At 56.4% G+C, this 18,792-nt stretch carries 15 protein-coding genes and 3 pseudogenes; 7 read left to right on the top strand and 11 right to left on the bottom strand.

Annotated features, from left to right (window positions below; translation table 11 throughout):
- Positions 1–20: 20 nt before the first annotated feature.
- Together HMPREF9371_RS01995 and HMPREF9371_RS01990 are read right to left on the bottom strand one after the other, a co-directional pair.
- The gene (locus HMPREF9371_RS01995) at positions 21–1,037 is read right to left on the bottom strand and encodes an ABC transporter ATP-binding protein (RefSeq protein WP_009118162.1); all 1,017 of its coding nucleotides are present in this window, start codon (positions 1,035–1,037) and stop codon (positions 21–23) included.
- Positions 1,034–2,647: an ABC transporter permease gene (locus HMPREF9371_RS01990; RefSeq protein WP_009118161.1), complete on the bottom strand. Its 1,614-nt coding sequence runs from the start codon at positions 2,645–2,647 to the stop codon at positions 1,034–1,036. Before HMPREF9371_RS01990 ends, HMPREF9371_RS01995 begins: the two co-directional genes overlap by 4 nt.
- A 183-nt stretch (positions 2,648–2,830) precedes the next feature.
- On the opposite strand from HMPREF9371_RS01990, the gene HMPREF9371_RS01985 reads away from it, so the two are divergent.
- From HMPREF9371_RS01985 to tsaD, 3 genes and pseudogenes are all read left to right on the top strand, one after another.
- Complete coding sequence (locus HMPREF9371_RS01985) at positions 2,831–3,826, top strand: Fe(3+) ABC transporter substrate-binding protein (RefSeq protein ID WP_040659959.1); 996 nt, start codon at positions 2,831–2,833, stop codon at positions 3,824–3,826.
- Positions 3,827–3,916: 90 nt separating this feature from the next.
- Positions 3,917–4,079: pseudogene (locus HMPREF9371_RS13015) on the top strand (lipoprotein signal peptidase).
- A gap of 105 nt (positions 4,080–4,184) precedes the next feature.
- Positions 4,185–5,231 (top strand): tRNA (adenosine(37)-N6)-threonylcarbamoyltransferase complex transferase subunit TsaD, encoded by a 1,047-nt coding sequence (gene tsaD / locus HMPREF9371_RS01980; protein WP_040660636.1) that lies wholly within the window; start codon positions 4,185–4,187, stop codon positions 5,229–5,231.
- A 75-nt stretch (positions 5,232–5,306) separates the two neighbouring features.
- Here the strand turns inward: tsaD and HMPREF9371_RS01975 are convergent, their stop codons facing one another.
- The 3 genes from HMPREF9371_RS01975 to HMPREF9371_RS01960 form a co-directional block, all read right to left on the bottom strand.
- Positions 5,307–6,773 carry a S41 family peptidase gene (locus HMPREF9371_RS01975; RefSeq protein WP_009118158.1) on the bottom strand — a complete coding sequence of 489 codons (1,467 nt, stop codon included), beginning with the start codon at positions 6,771–6,773 and terminating at the stop codon, positions 5,307–5,309.
- Positions 6,774–6,997: 224 nt separating this feature from the next.
- Positions 6,998–8,179 carry an LD-carboxypeptidase gene (locus tag HMPREF9371_RS01970; protein WP_009118157.1) on the bottom strand — a complete coding sequence of 394 codons (1,182 nt, stop codon included), beginning with the start codon at positions 8,177–8,179 and terminating at the stop codon, positions 6,998–7,000.
- Between the two features lie 282 nt (positions 8,180–8,461).
- Positions 8,462–8,893: an HIT family protein gene (locus HMPREF9371_RS01960; protein WP_040659957.1), complete on the bottom strand. Its 432-nt coding sequence runs from the start codon at positions 8,891–8,893 to the stop codon at positions 8,462–8,464.
- A 231-nt stretch (positions 8,894–9,124) separates the two neighbouring features.
- Here HMPREF9371_RS01960 and HMPREF9371_RS01955 point away from each other — a divergent pair, with 231 nt between their 5' ends.
- Positions 9,125–10,543, top strand: coding sequence for a DUF389 domain-containing protein (locus HMPREF9371_RS01955; protein WP_009118154.1), 1,419 nt, complete (start codon positions 9,125–9,127; stop codon positions 10,541–10,543).
- A gap of 355 nt (positions 10,544–10,898) precedes the next feature.
- On the opposite strand, the gene HMPREF9371_RS01950 is transcribed toward HMPREF9371_RS01955, so the two are convergent.
- The 4 genes and pseudogenes from HMPREF9371_RS01950 to yhbY all read right to left on the bottom strand — a co-directional run bounded on the left by HMPREF9371_RS01950 (position 10,899) and on the right by yhbY (position 13,336).
- Complete coding sequence (locus HMPREF9371_RS01950; protein WP_009118153.1) at positions 10,899–12,431, bottom strand: SurA N-terminal domain-containing protein; 1,533 nt, start codon at positions 12,429–12,431, stop codon at positions 10,899–10,901.
- A 144-nt stretch (positions 12,432–12,575) separates the two neighbouring features.
- Positions 12,576–12,728, bottom strand: a pseudogene (locus tag HMPREF9371_RS13010) (IS481 family transposase); the annotation flags it as partial.
- Positions 12,729–12,819: 91 nt separating this feature from the next.
- A pseudogene (locus HMPREF9371_RS13005) lies at positions 12,820–13,036 on the bottom strand (ATP-dependent exonuclease).
- 12 nt (positions 13,037–13,048) lie between these two features.
- Positions 13,049–13,336 carry a ribosome assembly RNA-binding protein YhbY gene (gene yhbY, locus HMPREF9371_RS01945; RefSeq protein ID WP_009118152.1) on the bottom strand — a complete coding sequence of 96 codons (288 nt, stop codon included), beginning with the start codon at positions 13,334–13,336 and terminating at the stop codon, positions 13,049–13,051.
- A gap of 120 nt (positions 13,337–13,456) precedes the next feature.
- On the opposite strand from yhbY, the gene HMPREF9371_RS01940 reads away from it, so the two are divergent.
- Complete coding sequence (locus HMPREF9371_RS01940; protein WP_009118151.1) at positions 13,457–15,085, top strand: ABC-F family ATPase; 1,629 nt, start codon at positions 13,457–13,459, stop codon at positions 15,083–15,085.
- A 95-nt stretch (positions 15,086–15,180) separates the two neighbouring features.
- On the opposite strand, the gene HMPREF9371_RS01935 is transcribed toward HMPREF9371_RS01940, so the two are convergent.
- Complete coding sequence (locus HMPREF9371_RS01935) at positions 15,181–16,179, bottom strand: LysR family transcriptional regulator (protein WP_156786968.1); 999 nt, start codon at positions 16,177–16,179, stop codon at positions 15,181–15,183.
- A 107-nt stretch (positions 16,180–16,286) separates the two neighbouring features.
- Between HMPREF9371_RS01935 and HMPREF9371_RS01930 the strand changes: the two genes are divergently transcribed.
- Together HMPREF9371_RS01930 and putP are read left to right on the top strand one after the other, a co-directional pair.
- Positions 16,287–16,673, top strand: coding sequence for an ectoine synthase (locus HMPREF9371_RS01930; RefSeq protein ID WP_009118149.1), 387 nt, complete (start codon positions 16,287–16,289; stop codon positions 16,671–16,673).
- 98 nt (positions 16,674–16,771) lie between these two features.
- Positions 16,772–18,253 carry a sodium/proline symporter PutP gene (gene putP, locus HMPREF9371_RS01925; RefSeq protein WP_009118148.1) on the top strand — a complete coding sequence of 494 codons (1,482 nt, stop codon included), beginning with the start codon at positions 16,772–16,774 and terminating at the stop codon, positions 18,251–18,253.
- 75 nt (positions 18,254–18,328) lie between these two features.
- Here the strand turns inward: putP and HMPREF9371_RS12395 are convergent, their stop codons facing one another.
- Positions 18,329–18,754 (bottom strand): hypothetical protein, encoded by a 426-nt coding sequence (locus HMPREF9371_RS12395; protein ID WP_156786967.1) that lies wholly within the window; start codon positions 18,752–18,754, stop codon positions 18,329–18,331.
- Between the last annotated feature and the right edge of the window lie 38 nt (positions 18,755–18,792).

The raw sequence follows: 18,792 nt of genomic DNA, 5'->3' as shown, positions 1-18,792 counted from the left end.
TTAATTAAATCGAAACAGCTCTAGAGCGGAAAAGCTACTGCGGCAGCGCCCCGGTAGCGGACGCCCAAGCGCTGGCCGATAGTGAGGTGTTCGGCGGAGTGGGCGGGAAACAGGCTGCCGTCGGCCAGGCGCAGGGTATAGAGGAAGTGACCGCCTTTGAAATCTTGTTCCATGACTTCGGCCTGTTCGGCGGCAGAGGGGTCGAAAACAATGTCGTCCGGCCGGATCAGCACGCGCACGGCTTGACCGGGAGTCAAGGCGGTGGTGTCAGCTGCGGGCAGTAGGCCAAGACCGGTTTGAACGCCCTGGTCTGCCACCTGGCCGCTAATCAGGGCGCCGCTGCCGATAAAGCAGGCGGTTTCGGCATCGGCCGGCTGGCGGTAGAGGGTGTAGGGGTCGCTCCATTGCACTAGCCGCCCTTGTTTGATTACGCCGATTTTATCGGCCATCACAAAGGCTTCTTGCTGGTCGTGGGTGACCATGATGGCGGCGGTGTTTTGCTGTTTCAGCAGTTGGCGCACTTCTTTGGAGAGGCGGGTACGCAGATCGGCATCCAGATTGGAAAACGGCTCGTCCAACAGAATCAGATCGGGTTTCGGCGCCAGCGCGCGCGCCAGTGCCACCCGTTGTTGTTGGCCGCCGGAGAGTTGGTGCGGATATTGTTTGGCCTGCGTCTCAAGACCGGTGAGGGCGAGCAGCTCCGCCACCCGCTGTTGGCGTTCGCTGCGTGGGCGGCGGTGCAGGCCGAAGGCGATGTTGTCGGCCACATTCAAGTGGGGAAACAGGGCGTAGTCTTGAAACACCATGCCGATTTGGCGCTGGTGCGCGGGTACGTCGTTGAGCAAGCGGCCGTGCAGGGAAATGCTGCCGGTAGTGGGGGTTTCGAAACCGGCGATGGCGCGCAGAGCGGTGGTTTTGCCGCAGCCGGAATGGCCGAGCAGGCAGGCGGTTTCGCCTTGCTCTAAGGTAAAACCGAAATGGTGCAGAACGGTTTTGTCGCCGAAGGCTACGCTGAGGTCTTGAACGTGCAGGGTCATGGTTGGGACTCGGTGCGGGAAAACAGGATAACGGGCAAGAGGCCGGTGGCCACAATCAGCAGGGCGGGCAGGGCGGCTTGGGCATATTGGCCTTCGATGGTGAAGGCGTAAACGCGCACCGAGAGGGTGTCCCAATCGTAGGGGCGGGTCATCAGGGTGATCGGCATTTCTTTCATCACGTCCACAAACACCATCAGCATGGCGGTGCCCACCGAGCCTTTGAGCAGCGGCAGGTAGATGCGGCGCAGCACGCCCATGCCGTTGCAGCCCAAGGAGCGGGCGGCTTCGGCTTGCGACGGGCTGATGCGCTCCAAACCCGCTTCGACGGCGGCGAAGGCCACGGCCAGAAAACGCAGGGCGAAAGCCGCCAGCATCACGGCCAAAGTGCCTTTGAAGATGGCGGTGGTGCCTTCAGGTAGCCCGAGGTGGGCGATCAGTTGATTGTCCAACCAAGCCACCGGCACGAAAATGCCTACCGCCAATACGGTGCCGGGAACGGCGTAACCCAATGTGGCGGTGCGGGCGGCGACGGCGGCAAAGCGGCTGCGGTCGGCCCGTTTGGCCAAGGCGAGCAGCAGGGCAACGGCGGCGGTGAGCAAAGCGGCGGCGAGCGAGCCGGCCAAAGAATGCCAAGCCTGTTCCCATAAAGAAGTATTGAAGCGGTCGTGGAAGGTTTCGTAGGCCCAGATGATGAGCTGGATCACAGGCACGATAAAGGCGGCCAGCAGAATCAGGGCGCAATAAGCAAAAGCCAACCATTTGAGGCTACCTGAAAGCGGGGTGCGGCGTTGCTTGGCGGCTTTGCCGGAAGGGTTGAAGCGGCGGTTGCCGCGCGAGAGCTGCTCCAGCACCAATAACACGAACACGCCGAAAATCAGCAGTGCAGCCAGCTGTTTGGCGGTTTCCAGCGAGTAGAAATCAAACCAAGCCTGATAGATGGCGGTGGTAAAGGTGTCGTAGCTGAATACCGACACGGTGCCGAAATCGGCCAAGGTTTCCATCAGCGCCAAAATGGTGCCGCCGGCAATCCACGGCCGTGCCATGGGCAAAGCGATGCGGCGGAAAGACTGCCACGGCGACAACCCCAGAGAAGCGCCGGCCTCCAAGGCGCGTTGGCCCATGCTGCAAAAGGCGTTGCGCGCCAACAGATACACATAAGGGTAAAACGTGAGGCTCATCACCGCCGCCAGGCCGAAGCCGTTGCGCACATCGGGCAGGCCCTGTTCCCAACCTTGGCTTTCGCGCAGCCAGGTGCTGATGGGGCCGGTGTAGTCGAACAGGCCGAGTTGGGTAAAAGCCAATACATAGGCCGGTACCGCCAAGGGCAGCATCATGGCCCAGAAGAAGAAACCTCGCAGCGGAAAGTCGTACATAGCAGTCAGCCAGGCAGCGGACGTGCCGAGCAGCGCCACGCCGAAGCCGACGCCCAATACCAAATAGGCGGTGTTTTTGATCAGCACCGGCAATTGGTATTCCAGCAAAAATGCCCACAATTCGGCATCGAAATCGCCCAGCGCCGCCACAATGACCGACAGCGGCAACAGCAAGGCGGCCAGGCACAACAGCAGCCAAAAACGCGGCAGCAGGCGGGAAGCGGAAAAGGAGGCCATAAGTTTTCAGTTAGCCTGTTTGGATAAAGTTGGCGATTATCTTAGAGTCGGGATACGGATGCAAGCTGGCTAAGAAAATAAATGATATTCGATATTGTTTGCAGACAAGTTTCAATGCTAAGATGCGGCCTGACTTTAACCGAGGCATTCCGGCCTATCTACCCTGAAACAGGAGAAAATCTGATGTTGAAAAAAAGTCTGTTTTTAGCTTTGACCGCCATCGGTGCGACCGCACCTTCTTTCGCCCAAGAGCTGGTGGTGTATTCTTCCCGTGCGGACAATCTGCTCAGACCGATTGCGCAAGCCTACCAACAGAAAACCGGCATCACCGTCAAACTGGTCAATGACAAAGCCGGCCCCCTGATGGAGCGTATGCGTGCAGAAGGCGCCAACAGCCCGGCCGACGTTTTGATTACGGTAGATGGCGGCAATTTGTGGCAGGCCACCCAAATGGACTTGCTGCGCACCGTCAACTCCAACACCCTGCGCACCAACATCCCCGCCCACCTGCGCGACCCGGGCAACAAATGGTTCGGCCTCTCCGTACGCGCCCGTACCATTTTCTACAACACCAACAAAGTGCGCCCCAACCAGCTCTCCACCTATGCCGACTTGGCCGATCCCAAATGGCGCGGCCGCCTCTGCCTGCGCACTTCCAACAATGTGTATAACCAGTCGCTGGTGGGCACCATGATTGCCAACGTCGGTGATGCCCGCACCAAACAAATCGTACAGGGTTGGGTAGCCAATTTGGCTGCCGAACCGTTTGCCAACGACACCGCCATGCTGGAGGCCATCGGCGCCGGCCGTTGTGATGTCGGCATCGCCAACACCTACTACTACGGCCGCCTGATGGAGAAACAGCCCAACCTGCCCATCGGCATCTTTTTTGCCGACCAACAAGGCCGCGGCACCCATGTGAACGTATCCGGTGCCGGCGTGGCCAAGCATAGCCGTCAGCCTGCCGAAGCGCAGAAGTTCATCGAATGGCTCTCCGGCAGCGAAGCGCAAAACCTGTTTGCCGACCTCAACCACGAATATCCCGCCAACCCGCGCGTGAATCCCGATCCGAAAGTGGCGCGTTGGGGCCGCTTCAAGCAAGACGTGATCAACGTATCTGTTGCCGGCCGCAACCAACGTAAAGCCGTGATGCTGATGCAGCAGGCCGGTTACAAATAAACCTCGAACAGGTTTTCCCTCATCGCCGGAGCAGCGTCCCTGCTCCGGTTTTTTTGCGTCTGTGTGGCTGCGATCTACGGGCTGAGACCTTTGCAAAGCCCCCATCTGCGGCGCATTTCTGCCTTGTGCGTTTATGCCCTCGGGGTACTGCTCGCTCGCTTGCCTATCGTGTGATATGTCTTCGCTTGCTGTGCTGCTACGCCTTGAACTGCATTTACATCTGGGGGGGGTGCAAAGGTCTCAGGCTACCTGAAAACCGGTTGAGCCGGTTTCAGGTAGCCTGAGCCCAAAACACCCACGGCGGCCAAGGGCGCATCTGCTATAATCGTCCTCTTTTTTGATGGGCCAACCCCCGATTATGCTTGTTCTCGGTATTGAATCCTCTTGCGATGAAACCGGCGTCGCGCTGTACGACACCGAACGCGGTCTGGTGGGCAACCAGTTGCACACCCAAATGGCGATGCACGCCGAATACGGCGGCGTGGTGCCCGAGCTGGCCAGCCGCGACCACATCCGCCGCCTGGTGCCGCTCACCCAAGCCTGCCTGGCCGAAGCGGGCAAAAACTATGCCGACATCGACGCCGTGGCCTACACCCAAGGCCCGGGCTTGGGCGGGGCTTTGTTGGCGGGTACGGCTTACGCCAATGCCTTGGCGTTTGCTTTGGGCAAACCGGTGGTGCCGGTGCATCATCTCGAAGGCCATTTGCTGTCGCCTCTGCTGGCGGAAGACCAGCCGGCGTTTCCCTTTGTCGCCCTTTTGGTTTCCGGCGGCCACACCCAGTTTATGGCCGTGCGCGGCATCGGCGACTACACCTTATTGGGCGAGAGCGTGGACGATGCGGCCGGCGAAGCCTTCGATAAAACCGCCAAGCTGCTCGGCTTGCCGTATCCGGGCGGGGCCAAGCTGTCGGAGTTGGCCAAGGCCGGCGAAGCCGGACGGTTCGAATTTCCGCGGCCGATGCTGCATTCGGGCGACCTGCAAATGAGCTTTTCCGGCCTGAAGACCTCGGTGCTGACTGCAGTGGAAAAAGCCCGTGCCGAATACGGCGACAGGCTACCTGAAGACGTGCGCAACAGCATTTGCCGTGCCTTTCAGGAGGCGGTGGTTGAGGTGCTGACTGCCAAAGCGAAAGCGGCTTTGCTGCAAACCGGTTTCCGCCGTTTGGTGGTGGCCGGCGGAGTGGGCGCCAATTGGCAGTTGCGCCAGGCATTGTCGCAATTGAGCGTCCGCCCTGCGCCCAAAGCGCCTGCCGAGGCGGTGCAAACGTATTTTCCGCCGCTGTCTTTGTGCACCGACAACGGCGCCATGATTGCTTTTGCCGGCGCCATGCGGGTGCGGGACGCCGAAACGGCGGCGGCATTCAGTGTGCGCCCGCGTTGGCCGCTGACGGAAATTTGCAGCTGAGTCGTTGGGGCATAAAAACAGGCTACCTGAAGGTTTCAGGTAGCCTGTTGTGCTTTCTACGGTGCATCAAAACGCTTATTTGCCGCTTTCGGCTTTGGCCGGCTGGCGGGCGGCCTGGCCGAGTGAGGCCTGCCATTGCTGGGGCGATTTCACCAGTTCCAGCGCACGGCGCAGCTGGTCGTCTTTTTCCGGATTCGGAATGTGGCGGGAAGACAGCGCTTCTTCTTCGTTTTTGCCGCTTTCGGCTTCGGAAGCGGCTTTGCTTTCCGCCGCTTCGGCCGGGTCTGCCTGATGCTGCAGGGCGCGGCCTTTCACTTCGTTGCCGCCTTTGGGGTTGCCGATGTGGCCGGAAAGGTCGGCTTCACGGCTTTCGTAGCGGCGGTTTTTATCGGCCACTTCCACATCGGGCACGATGCCTTGCGCTTGGATGGAGCGGTCGTTCGGCGTGTAGTAGAGCTGGGTGGTCAGCTTGATGGCGCCGCCGTTGGACAGCGGCATCACGGTTTGCACCGAGCCTTTGCCGAAACTTTGGGTGCCGACAATCACCGCGCGTTTGTGGTCTTGCAGGGCGCCGGCCACGATTTCGGAAGCCGAAGCGGAGCCGGAGTTGATCAGCACGGTAAGCGGGATGTTTTTCAGCTCGGGCGGCAGGTCGGCCAGCGGGTCGTTGCCGGCGCCCACGCGGTAGTCTTGCGGTTGGGCCTTCAGGCTCATGCTGGCACGGCCGTCGCGGCCTTTGGTGCTCACCACCGGCTGGCCGGGCTGCAGAAAGACGGCGGATACGCCCACCGCGCCGTTCAACAGGCCGCCCGGATCGTCACGCAAATCCAGAATCACGCCTTTGAGGGGGGCGTCGTTTTGGCGGCGCAGGGCTTTTACCGCATCGGCCAGCGCCGGCACGGTGCGCTCTTGGAACTGGCTGATGCGCACATAGCCATAGCCCGGCTCGATCAGGTGGTGGCGCACGCTGCGCACTTTGATGATGGCGCGGGTAAGGTGCACCACGATGGGTTTGGCTTCGTCTTTGCGGGTCAGCGTGAGGGTGATTTTGGTGCCCGGCTCGCCGCGCATGCGCTTGACGGCGTCGGTAACGCTCATGCCGCGGGTGGAGTCTTCGTCGATTTTGATGATGTAGTCGCCGCTGCGGATGCCGGCCCGCTCGGCCGGGGTGTCTTCAATCGGCGACACCACTTTGATGAAGCCGTCTTCGGAGCCGATTTCCATGCCCAGACCGCCGAATTCGCCTTTGGTGGATTCCTGCAGGTCGGCATAGTCTTTCACCGTCATGTATTCGGAATGCGGGTCGAGATTCGACACCATGCCTTTGAGGGCGCCTTCGAGAATTTCGTCGTCGTTTTTGTTTTCGTAATAGTTCGCTTTGATCTGGCCGTACACTTCGGCCATGGTGCGCAGCGAGTCCACCGGCAGGGCCTGTTTGCTGCCGCGGCTTTCGGCAAAGCTTTGTACGCTCAGGCTCACGGCGATGCCGGTGAAGGTGCCCAAGGTGTAGAGGGCGATTTTTTTGAAGGTTTGTTGGGACATCTTGTTTGTTTTCCAAATAACGGATGTAGGCGGAATGGGGTGCGTGCGGCCCGAAACGGCCGGCTGCGGCAGCGCACTTTAAGACAAAGGCGCAACAGCAATCAAGTATCGGGTGGTAAAAAATGGCAAAACCGTTTGTCCGGCGGCTGAGGGCTGATCTCAGTCTGCATTTCGGCTTTTCAGGTAGCCTGTTGCGCCGGTGCGGGCAGGGCGGGTTTATCGGTTTATTCGGATTCGCCGCCGCCGTCATCGCCGACCACGGGCGCGGCGGTGATCGGGGTAATCAGACTGCTCAGATTTAAAGCGGCCGGATTCAGGGTGGGATAGGCACTGAACACCGCCCGGTAGCCGCCGCTGCCGTTGGGGCGGATTTCAGTGTGGGCGCCGAGCGGGAAAGTGGCTTTGTTGGCCACGTGCCCGAAAGGGAAACCGGTGAGAATCGGGATGCCGGTGACGCGGCGCATGGTGTGGATGACGGAAGAAAAATCGTAGCTGCTGTCGTAAACGTCGCGGATATTGCCCATGCGGAAGTCGCCCAACACCACGGCCTGCTGTTTTTTCAGAATGCCGGCCAGATGCAGGGTTTGCAGCATACGTTCGATGCGGTAGGGCTGTTCGCTCACGTCTTCCAAAAACAGAATGCCGCCTGCGATATCGGGCAGATAAGGGGTGCCGACCAAAGAAGCGATCACGCTGAGATTGCCGCCCCATAAAGTGCCTTGCAGCGGGCGGAAGTCCTGCGCCTGTACCGCATAGACGTCAATGGTATGCTGGCTTCGCGTGCTGCCGTCGATAAACGACTGCATGGTGTAGGCCGTTGGTTGGATTTTGCCGAATTCGCTATACAGCATGGGGCCGGCAAAGCTGGGGCAGTTGCCGCGGGCGAGTAGTGCCAGTTGGGCGGCGCAAACGTCGCTGAAGCCGAAAAACAGGGTGCCGTGTTCGCGCATGCGGCTGCCCAAGGAAGCCCAATCGATATGCGGCAGCAGGCGCACGGCGCCGTAGCCGCCGCGCAGGCCCATCAATACTTTCGGGGTGGCCACGCGGCCGGTGGCCACTTCTTGGAAGTCGGCAATCCTTTCGGCGTCGCTGCCGGCAAAGCGCTGGTAACGGCGCGATACGGCGTGTTGGTTGGTGATGACGAAACCGGCATCATACAGGCGGCGCAAGCCGCGTTCGGCTTGATCGGGTCGGGGGGCAAAACCCGACGTGGCCACCACGCGCAAGGTGTTGTCTTCTCCGCTGCCGCGGCCGGCAGCGGGTCGGCCGGCCGGCAGCACAGGGCGGACGGTGTTGCCGGAGGAGGAAGGGGCGGCGCTGGTGCCGCAAGCCTGTAGGATACCGGCGCTGGCCACCGCGGCGGAGGTTTGCAGAAAGTGGCGGCGGGAAGGGTTGTGTGTCTGCATGAATGGGGTTCTCGGTAAAGCTGGGGTTTCAGATGGCCTGAGACTTTTGCAAAAACTTTATGTGCGGCGCCTGTTTGCATGGGTATGGGTGTTGTTGGCTTGTCTGGCCGGGTATGTGATCTGTCTTTTCCGCAGGGATTCCCGGCGTACAGGCTTATTGTGTTACTGCGCCTTGAAGGGCATTCAGATCGGGGGGCAAAGGTCTCGGCTTGCGGTGCAGGCGAAAGCCGGCAGCCAACCATACCAGTTTTCTGCCTGTTTTGCTAAGGCGATTGAAACAATTTAACCGTTCGGCATCTGTCCGCGCAGATAGGCGGCCAGTTTTTGCTGCCAGCCGTCGGGCAGCGGGTGTGTGTGCGTATGTTTGGGGGCGGCCCAAATCGGCGCGGGAAAGTGGGCGTCGTCTTCAAAGCGGGCGATGATGTGCCAATGCAGGTGCGGCACCATATTGCCCAGGCTGGCCAGATTGATTTTGCTGGGGCGCAGAATATGGCGCATCCCGGCTTCCACTTTGAATACGGCTTCCATCAGCTCCTGGCGTTCGGCCGGGAGCAGGTCGGTCATTTCGGCAATGTGCTCCTGCCAGATCACGCGGCAGAAGGCGGGCACGCCGGGCTCGTCGTTTACTGCGATCACGCGCAGTTTCGGGGTTTGCCAAAGCAGGGTTTCCTTGGCGGGGTGGCACAATGGGCAGGGAGGAGGGGGCTGTGTCATGGCGGGTCATCACTCGGTAAGGAATTGAAAAATGGTCGGGGCAGAGGGCTTTTATTCCGCCGGAAAACGGGCATAATGTCGCGCTTTTTCCGCCGGCCAATCCGGGTGGTTTGGTGTGCGTTTCAGGTAGCCTGTCGCCCGGGCCGATCAGGCCGCATGATACCAGCGGCCGCAGGCTACCTGAAACCGCCGGCTGACCCAAATACTTCACCATCACAAAGAGCATAAACCATGAACACCACATCTGAAAAAGAAAAAGAAGTTGCTCCGCCTTCCCCCCTGCATGAGCTGTTCAGCCTGCATCACGACCAAGCCCATGCCGATAAGGTGGATGCGGCCATCCGCAATAATGTGCGCGTTTCCGGCACCAATTTGTGGGTATTGATGTTTGCAATTGCGATTGCCAGCATCGGCCTGAATGTGAACAGCACCGCCGTCATCATCGGCGCCATGTTGATTTCGCCCTTGATGGGCCCGATTGTGGGCATGGGCTATGGCGCGGCGGTAGGCGATGTCCGTCTGATCCGTTTGGCGGCGCGCAATATGATGGTGTTTATCCTCATCAGCCTGCTGACGGCCACGCTGTATTTTTTGATTACGCCACTGGAACAGGCGCAAAGTGAGTTGCTGGCCCGCACTCAGCCAACTCTGTGGGACGTGCTGATTGCGTTTTTCGGCGGCAGTGCCGGCATCGTGGCCATCACGCGCAAGGATGGCGGTAACGTGATTCCCGGAGTGGCCATCGCCACCGCGCTGATGCCGCCCTTGTGTACCGCCGGTTTCGGCTTGGCGCACGGCAATTGGGGGTATTTTTTCGGCGCTTTTTATCTGTTCGCGATCAACTGTGTGTTCATCGCCTTTGCCACCTTGATTTTTTCTCGCCTGCTGAAATTACCGCGCCGCGGCTTGGTTACCGAGTCCACCCGCCGGGTGCACCGGGCGGTGATTTTGCTGGTGGTGGTGGCGGTGATGCTGCCCAGCAGCTATCTGGCCATGCGTTTGGTGCAAAAAGAAATTTTTAATACCAATGTGGCCTCGGTGGTGAAAGCGGCCCAGCAGGAGGAAGGCTTTTTTGTGCTGCGCAGCCACACCGACGACCGCCAAAAACTGGTGCGCCTCATCATCAACGGTGTGGGCAATGCCGAGCAAATCAGCCAACGCCTGCACCAAAAGCTGGAAGCGGCGGGTATTCGCGAACCGCAAGTGCAGGTGGTGTATGCGGGCGGCGATTCGGGCAATCTGGATGCGGTGCGTAAGGAAATCGAAGCCAGCCAGAACGATTCGCTGCGTCTGCAAGACCAGCTCAAACAACAGGCCGACTACATCCATACCCTGCAAACCAGTTTGAACGAGCAGAGCCAGAATGAAGCCGCCGTTTTAAAAGAGATCCGGGCGCAATATCCGGAAGTCAGACAATTGGCGGTCGGCCGCGGCGTGATGTGGGAGGAGGCCGAGCAGACAACTGCCGCTTCTGATGCCGTAGCAGCCAGTGCGCCGGAGGTTCAAGAGGCGGAGCAGGCCGTTTTTGTTTGGATGTTGCTGCCGGAGCCTTTGTCGGAAAAGGAGGCCCAACGCTTATCGGCTTGGTTGTCGCAACGAATGGAAGGTGAAAAGGTGCGTTTGGTGGTGAAATCGGTGACCGAACGCTAACCGTTATCCCCCTTCATGGCTGAGGGTATCCGCCGGACAAGGCTGTGAGCCGCGCCGGCTAAATCCAAGACCCGGAAGATAGGAACCAAAAGTTGCCATTGGTCTGCTGTTTCTTCAGATAAAGAGACCTTTGTAAAAAAACAGATGTGCATGCGTTTAAAGCCTAGCGTTCACGCTTGTTGCGCTGCTACGCCTTGAACTGCATCCACATCTGGCGGTTTTGCAAAGGTCTCAATGCGGACATACGCTGCAGATGAGGAAAAAGTCTTATGATGTTTATGGATTGCACTACCGCTTCACAAGAAAAACAGGCTACCTGAATCGGTTTCAGGTAGCCTGTTGCGGTATGTTTCTTTTAATTGGCTGCTTCGCTGTTTAATTTTTGTGCGCCGCTTTGCAAGGGAAAACGCTTTTCCAAATACTGCATATAGAGCGCATAGAACGATTCGGCGGTGCGTTGACCGGCCAACTCACGCATCTGCGCCAGTTTGGCGTCGCTGTCGGCAGGCAGTTCGACTGCCTGTACCTCAACCAGTAAGGAGGCTTGCGGTAGCTTGATCACGGTGTAGGCCGGCTTGCCGTTTTGCGGACGGGCTTTCAGAATGGCCGAGAAGTTGTCCATGCCTAAGTTTTGCTGCAGCTGCGGCGAACCAATCTTCTCCACACCAGACCAAGACAAGCCGGCATGGTTGCCGCTGTTGGCTTTTTCCAAAGCTGCCGCAGCGGCGGCCTGGGCAAGTTTGGCGCTCTCGACGGCGATATAGTCTTGGCGCACTGCGGCTTTGGCTTCTTCAAAGGTTTGTTCGCGCGCTTGGCTCACATCGCTGGCCCGCAATACGCGCAACACGCCGTTGCCCATGTCCAAAACGTCGGAATTATGGCGGCGCACCACCACGTCGTCACCAAACATCGCCTCCAATACCGGTGCCGGCAGTTGGCTGGCTTCCGCTTCTGAACGGCTGAGCCAAGTTTCGTGTTTTTGCAGCGGCAGCTTCATTTGTTCAGCCACTTTTTGCAGGCTGTCGGGATGCTCGAATGCCAATTGCGACAATTTTTCGCGCTCGGTAATCAGGCTTTGCGAAGCTTTCCGGTTGCGCAATTCGGTTTCCAAACCTGCTTTGGCGGCTGCAAAGTCCGGCTTTTCCTGTCCGCTCGGCACAGCCATATTCTGATAAGCCTGTTGCAGTTCTTCTGCCGTGACACTTTGTTGTTTGGCCAACTCTTCCACGCTCAGTTCGACATATTCCAGTTTTACCGCTAAAGGCAAAGCATAGTCTGCTTTGTGGGCATCGAAATATTTTTGTAGCAGATCATCGCTCACCGGCACTTGGCCGGCAAATGACTTGGCCTCGAACGCCACGCTGCGCAGGCTGCGTTCACCGTCCATGACGGCAAGCAGCCTTTTGGCTTGAATATCGCTCACGATATTGCCGCCGGCCAGCAGGCTGAACATGGTTTGGCGGCGGTATTGATTGCGCATTTCTTCAATGAACTGGTCTTCGTTCAATCCACGCTGACGTAGATAGTTTTCGAAAGCGGCTTTACTGAATTGGCCGTCTATCTGAAACTGCGGGTCTTTCACCAATTCCTGCTGAATATGTTCCAAAGAAGGCTCGCCCACATTGGCTGCTCGGGCGCCGGCCTCCAAATACGCCTGCTGAACCAAGGTTTGGTAAACAGCCTGCTCGTCAAGCGGCGTACCGCTGCTGCGGGCGGCACGAGCCAGCTCGTTGACTTGAAAAGTATCGATTTTGACATCGCCTACTTTGGCAATGTAGTCGCTGCCAGGCGCAGCCAAAGTGCCCACACCGAAGCCCACGAAAGTAACGGCGATTAAGCCGAGTAAAATTTGGGCGGCAGTGCGGTTTTTTTCGACGATTTCAAACATGATGGGTAGATTGAAAGAAAAGGTTGATACGGAAAGGCGGCATTGTAACGGCTTTAACCGATGCTGACAAAGCCGGACATCCGCCAGTTTACAATCATATCTTCGAATTCATCCCAAAATTTCATATACAAAAGACGAGATGCTCTAGGTGTTTAGTCCCGCCATTAGCTGGCATGGATTTATTCTAAAGCGTTCAGGCTGGTCATCCCACTGCTTGCGGATAAATTAGTAGGGCATCAGCCCCTTCAAAGTCTTGAGCCTATGTGCGAAGTTGTAGGCGTTCATGAAGCTGGAGAGGATGATGAAGGTTGGTACGCTTTGGAAGAGGTGCGCAAGTTACTGAGACAAGTTAGAACCCAGTAACCCAGTAACAAGGTTTGCCGATTGGCTAGGCTGAGGAACCGGTTTTGAGAAGGTTATAGCTTGTCTGAGACCTTTGCAAAACTCCCAGATGTGGATGCAGTTCAGGGCGTAGCAGCGCAGCGAACGTGAACGCAGGAATCCCCGTGGGACAGACATATCATACAGATAGGCAAGCGAACGAGCAGTACCCATAGGGCATAAACGCACAACGCAGAAATGCGCCGCAGATGGGGGTTTTGCAAAGGTCTCGGGTTTTACGCCTCTTCCGGTTTCGGACGCCACAACACCAGCTGTTTGCCGATGTGCTGCACCAGCAGGGCGCCGACGGCTTCGCACAGGGCTTCGGCCACGGCAATGCGCTCTTGGCGGTCGTCGCCGGCTACCTGAACCTTAATCAGCTCGTGGGCGGTGAGATTGGCATCGGTTTCGCGGACCACGGCATCGGTGAGGCCGTTTTGGCCCACCATCACCACGGCGTGCAAATGGTGGGCGCGCTGTTTCAGCCCGGCGATTTCTTTGGTGCTCAGTTTGGGTAAAGACATATTCTTCAACGGGTTCGACAAAATGGAAAGCGGCGCATTATAGCCGATATCCGTGTTGTTTTCCTGCGCTTGTGATAAAATCCGCCGCTTTGTTTACCAGTTTGTTTTGAAAGAAATATTGTGATCAGCACCAACAACATTACCATGCAGTTCGGCGCCAAGCCGCTGTTTGAAAACGTGTCCGTGAAGTTCGGCGAAGGCAACCGCTACGGCCTGATCGGCGCCAACGGCTCGGGCAAATCGACGTTTATGAAAATCCTCGGCGGCGATTTGGAGCAAACCGGCGGCGAAGTGGCCATCGAACACGGCGTGCGTTTGGGCAAGCTGCGCCAAGACCAGTTTGCCTACGAAGACATGCGCGTGCTCGACGTGGTGATGATGGGGCACACCGAAATGTGGGCGGCGATGACCGAACGCGACGCCATCTACGCCAACCCCGAGGCCACCGAAGACGACTATATGCAGGCGGCCGAATTGGAAGCCAAATTTGCTGAATACGACGGCTACACCGCCGAAGCGCGCGCCGCCGAGCTCTTAAGCGGAGTGGGCATCGACGAATCGTTGCACAACGCCACCATGAGCGAAGTCGCGCCCGGCTTCAAACTGCGCGTGCTGCTGGCGCAGGCGCTGTTTTCCAAGCCCGACGTGCTGCTGTTGGACGAGCCCACCAACAACTTGGACATCAACACCATCCGCTGGCTGGAAGGCGTGCTCAACCAATACGACTCCACCATGATCATCATCTCGCACGACCGCCACTTCCTCAATGAAGTGTGCACCCACATGGCGGATTTGGACTACAACACCATCACCCTCTACCCCGGCAATTACGACGACTACATGCTGGCCTCGGCCCAGGCGCGCGAACGCACCATGAAAGACAACGCCAAAGTCAAAGAAAAACTGCAGGAGCTGCAGGAATTCGTGGCCCGCTTCTCGGCCAACAAATCCAAGGCCCGCCAGGCCACCAGCCGCCTGAAACAGGCCGACAAGATCAAAGCCGAGATGGTGGAAGTGAAGCCCTCCACCCGCCAAAACCCCTATATCCGTTTTGAAATGGACGAAAAATCCAAGCTGCACCGTCAGGCGGTGGAAGTGGAAGGTTTGGCCAAATCCTTCGACAAAAAACTGTTTGAAAAACTCAGCTTTATTTTGGAAGCCGGCGAGCGCTTGGCCATCATCGGCCCCAACGGCGCGGGCAAATCCACGCTCTTGAAGCTGTTGGCCGGCGCCTATAAAGCCGAATACGCCGAAGGCATCACCCCCGATGCCGGCAGCATCAAATGGGCGGAAAAAGCCAGCGTCGGCTACTATCCGCAAGACCACGAAAACGATTTCGACGTGGCGATGGACCTCACCGAATGGATGCGCCAATGGGGCCAGGAAGGCGACGACGAACAAGTGATCCGCGGCACGCTCGGCCGCCTGCTGTTCGGCGGCAACGATGTGGTGAAGCAGGTGAAAGTGCTCTCCGGCGGCGAAAAAGGGCGCATGCTGTACGGCAAACTGCTGCTGCTCAAGCCCAATGTGCTGATCATGGACGAACCGACCAACCATATGGACATGGAAAGCATCGAGTCGCTGAATATGGCTTTGGAAAAATACAAAGGCACGCTGATTTTCGTTTCGCACGACCGCCAGTTTGTATCTTCCCTCGCCACCCAAGTGATTGAGTTGGACGGCAACGGCGGCTACGAACATTATCTGGGCGATTACGAAAGCTATCTTGCCAAAAAAGGTTTACTCTAATCCGGAAAACCATTCGCAAGAACAAGGGGATATCAGCAATGGCTGACTATCCCCTTATTTTCGTTTAACTATTAACCGTGTTACACCCATTGACATCATACACACATCGAAGACCGGAAACTGTCCAGATAATCCTCGGCAGCATTGCGCCTGGCAGCCGCCAAATTCAACAGCCATTCTTTCATTTGATCTTGCGCCTCTCCGCCGCTTTTCTCACCCACCGTTAACCGGTAACAGCGTTCGGTATTTCCTTTTTCCACAGAAAGCAGGTGCAGCCGCCCCTGATTCAAATCCTCATAAAGCAACACATAAGGACACAAGGCAATACCGTTGTTACACAATACAGCCGTATGCAGCAAATTAAAATCACTGTATACCGCGCCTTTACCGCAGTCTACCGCCTGATGGGGACGGTTATGTGTAAACCACTGCTGCCAATAATTTTTATCCGAATCATGTAGCAGCATACCGTCTTCAAATACCCAATCTCCACGTTCCCGCGCCTGTTTCAGACCGTTGCCGCAAACCGGAACGCTGGCGCCGGAAAACAGCAAATACGTATCTGGGCTTTCAGGTAGCCCTTTGTCATGGTAATCCAAAACGAAATGGCTGCCGGGATGATATTGGCCGTTGATACAGTAATGCAGTTCCAAATCGACTTCCGGACAGACCGCATGGAACTCGTGAATATTCGGTAATAAGAAATGAGCGGCCAGAGAAGGAATGGTACTGAGCACCAGAGTTTGCCGTTTCACAGCCTTCAATTCCTGAACCGCCGCACCTATCATCTGAAAAGCAGGGGCAGTCGCACGGGATAAATGCAAGCCCGCCTCACTTAATACGATACGTCCTTTATGGCGGACAAAAAGCTTAACCCCAAGATAGGCTTCCAACTTCTGCACCTGTGCCAAGACCGCGCCGTGGCTGACGCACAAAAACTTTGCCGCCTGGCTATAACTTCCGAAACGGGCAGTGGCATCGAAATACTGGATGGCTTTCAAGGGGAGATTCATCGTAAAGGACAGGTTTCGTCTGCTGTCAGATTTCCTGACAAAATACGCAAGAAATAATGATTTGTATAGATCTTTACGCAACTTTATCCTTCCTCATAAGCAGACACTTCAGGCTATCGGAAGCGCCATAAGCGCTGCGGGCAGCTTATTTCTGCCGTTTTTTCGTTTTTTGAGAAAGGAAAATAAATATGTTTATCCGCAGTTTGGAAGAAGTTGCAACAACCGAAAACTTTGTCGATTGGGGCAACGGTACCAGCCACCGCCTGCTGACCCAAACCGACGGCATGGGCTTTACCGTCTGCCACACCGTCGTTACCAAAGGCAGCGAATCTCTGCTGGAGTACAAAAACCACTTGGAAGCCTGCTACTGCATCGCGGGTCGTGGTGAGGTGGAAGATATGGACGGTAAACGTTACCGTATTGTTCCCGGTGTAATTTATGTTCTGGACAAACACGACAAGCATTATCTGCGTGCCGACGCCGACGTGGATCTGATCTTGGTCAGCGTCTTCAATCCGCCGCTTAAAGGCAACGAGCGACACAAACTGGACGGCAGCGAATCCTCCGCCTACTGATTGCGGCAGGCCATGCCGCAGCAGTCATCCAAGTAGCATGGCTCTGTCGACTTTTCATCATGGAACACACCTTTTCCAGGTAGCCTGAAAGCCAAATTATGAATAACCTTTATTTTTCTTTCGGCCTGTATTTTCTGGGTATGCTGGCCGTAGGTATCTATTTTTATCTGAAAACCAAAAACGCTTCCGACTATATCCTCGGTTCGCGCAATCTGCCCCCTTCTGTGGCTGCTTTAAGTGCGGGCGCTTCGGACTTGAGCGGTTGGGCACTGATGGGGCTGCCCGGCGCGATTTATGCCGGCGGTTTCGGCAATATTTGGATTATTTTCTTTACTTTGGCAGGCGTTTATCTGAATTGGAAGCTGATTGCCCCACGCTTGCGTCTCCTGACCGAAGCTTTGAACGATGCAAAAACCATCCCGGAATATCTGTCGAACCGCTTTGGTAATAATATCCTGCTGAAAACCGTTTCTGCCGCAGTTACCCTGTTTTTCTTTACCCTTTATGTGGTAGCTGGTCTCAGCGGCGGTGCCGTGGTATTCGAAAAAACATTCGGTATCGATTATGATACTGCTTTATTGGTCGGCAGCGTTGCAATTATTTCCTACACCTTTTTGGGCGGTTATCTGGCTGTGTCTTGGACGGATTTTTTCCAGGGTCTGATGATGGCTGCTTCGATGCTGGTGGTTGCCCTGATGCTGTTTTTCCTGTTTGGCGGTGTTTCCGGGACGTACCAAGCTGCGGAACTGCACCGGATAACCCTCGATAACTTGAAGCCACAAATGGGTTGGCTGTTAGGACTGATTTCCCTAAGCGGCTGGTGTATCGGCTATTTGGGACAACCCCATGTATTGGTACGCTTCATGAGCGTACGCCGTGTCGAAGACATCAAGGTTTCCCGCCGTATCGCCATGATTTGGAGTACCGTAACCATGCTGTCGGCATTGGCTGTCGGTTTTTTGGGGGCAGCTTATTTCAAAGAAGCGCCGCTGCCTAACAGCGAGACTGTGTTGATTGCCCTCTCCCAGGCACTTTTTCATCCGTTTGTTGCCGGCTTGGTGATAGCGGGGATCCTAGCCGCCATCATGAGTACCATCGACTCCCAACTCTTGGTTTGTTCCACAACATTTTCGGAGGACATTTACCGTACCTATTTTCGTAAAAATGCTTCCGACCGCGAAATTCTGAACGTATCCCGCATTGCCGTACTGGTTCTTGCCTGTATGGGAATCTATATGGCATACAGCCAAAAGGACAGTACGCTGTTAAGCATGGTGGCTTATGCTTGGGGTGGCTTTGGAGCCGCTTTCGGCCCGGTAATTCTATTGAGCCTGTTCTGGAAGCGCATGACCGGCACCGCTGCCATTGCCGGTATGGTTACTGGTGCCGTCGTAGTGGTCGCTTGGAAGCAGCAGACGGGCGGAATTTTCGAAGTATTCGAAGTGGTTCCCGGCTTTACTGCCGCAACATTGGCGGTAGTGGCGGTCAGCTTGTGCGGCAAAGCACCGGAACTACCGGTGGCTTTGAATGCAGCCCAGATACCAACCCAACCTAAAACAACCCAACCTAAAAATGGTTAACTATTGGGGTTTTCGAAAGCTGCCGTATTCATGATCCGGCAGCTTTTCTCTTGCTTCAGCGGATGCTTCTCTTATTCAACATGCCGCTTCCGATGTTTTGAACGGAATAAAAATAAGAGTTTCACCACCACATATGGTTTGTCCAAACCGCAACCCAGCGGTGCAAAGCACGGGATTTTCCTTTAAAATGGCTGCTGTACATAATCTTGAATCCCGATTAAAGCCAATTCGTTTTTCAAGAAAACAAAAATCGGCGGTCGAACCGAAAATAATCACCGAGGAAAAAACATGAACCGAGGTTTGGTTTGAGTATCCTGATTCTGACGCTTGCAGCCTGCATCCCACAAATTTCGGACAAACAGCAGAAGCTTGGGATGTAAACAGCAGGCCGGTTGATCCGAAAAGTATTGCGGCAGAAGCCCGACCGATGCTATCGGAACCAACTCGCCGCGAAGCCGCACTGCCACCAGATTCAGGATTCGTGATGGGCGAACCCGCCATTCACTCCGAAAGGAAAGAATAGTTTTCCCGTTTTCAGG

The sequence above is a fragment of the Neisseria shayeganii 871 genome (assembly GCF_000226875.1).
GTDB classification, from domain to species: Bacteria; Pseudomonadota; Gammaproteobacteria; order Burkholderiales; family Neisseriaceae; genus Eikenella; species Eikenella shayeganii.
The sequence above is the reverse complement of the archived record's forward strand: the minus strand, read 5'-3'. Positions and strand labels throughout refer to the sequence as shown.

Bases quoted from the DNA above. Each gene is read 5' to 3' on its own strand.
- HMPREF9371_RS01995 (WP_009118162.1), bottom strand. From the start codon at position 1,037: ATGACCCTGCACGTTCAAGACCTCAGCGTAGCCTTCGGCGACAAAACC.
- HMPREF9371_RS01990 (WP_009118161.1), bottom strand. From the start codon at position 2,647: ATGGCCTCCTTTTCCGCTTCCCGCCTGCTGCCGCGTTTTTGGCTGCTG.
- HMPREF9371_RS01985 (WP_040659959.1), top strand. From the start codon at position 2,831: ATGTTGAAAAAAAGTCTGTTTTTAGCTTTGACCGCCATCGGTGCGACC.
- tsaD (WP_040660636.1), top strand. From the start codon at position 4,185: ATGCTTGTTCTCGGTATTGAATCCTCTTGCGATGAAACCGGCGTCGCG.
- HMPREF9371_RS01975 (WP_009118158.1), bottom strand. From the start codon at position 6,773: ATGTCCCAACAAACCTTCAAAAAAATCGCCCTCTACACCTTGGGCACC.
- HMPREF9371_RS01970 (WP_009118157.1), bottom strand. From the start codon at position 8,179: ATGCAGACACACAACCCTTCCCGCCGCCACTTTCTGCAAACCTCCGCC.
- HMPREF9371_RS01960 (WP_040659957.1), bottom strand. From the start codon at position 8,893: ATGACACAGCCCCCTCCTCCCTGCCCATTGTGCCACCCCGCCAAGGAA.
- HMPREF9371_RS01955 (WP_009118154.1), top strand. From the start codon at position 9,125: ATGAACACCACATCTGAAAAAGAAAAAGAAGTTGCTCCGCCTTCCCCC.
- HMPREF9371_RS01950 (WP_009118153.1), bottom strand. From the start codon at position 12,431: ATGTTTGAAATCGTCGAAAAAAACCGCACTGCCGCCCAAATTTTACTC.
- yhbY (WP_009118152.1), bottom strand. From the start codon at position 13,336: ATGTCTTTACCCAAACTGAGCACCAAAGAAATCGCCGGGCTGAAACAG.
- HMPREF9371_RS01930 (WP_009118149.1), top strand. From the start codon at position 16,287: ATGTTTATCCGCAGTTTGGAAGAAGTTGCAACAACCGAAAACTTTGTC.
- putP (WP_009118148.1), top strand. From the start codon at position 16,772: ATGAATAACCTTTATTTTTCTTTCGGCCTGTATTTTCTGGGTATGCTG.
- HMPREF9371_RS12395 (WP_156786967.1), bottom strand. From the start codon at position 18,754: ATGGCGGGTTCGCCCATCACGAATCCTGAATCTGGTGGCAGTGCGGCT.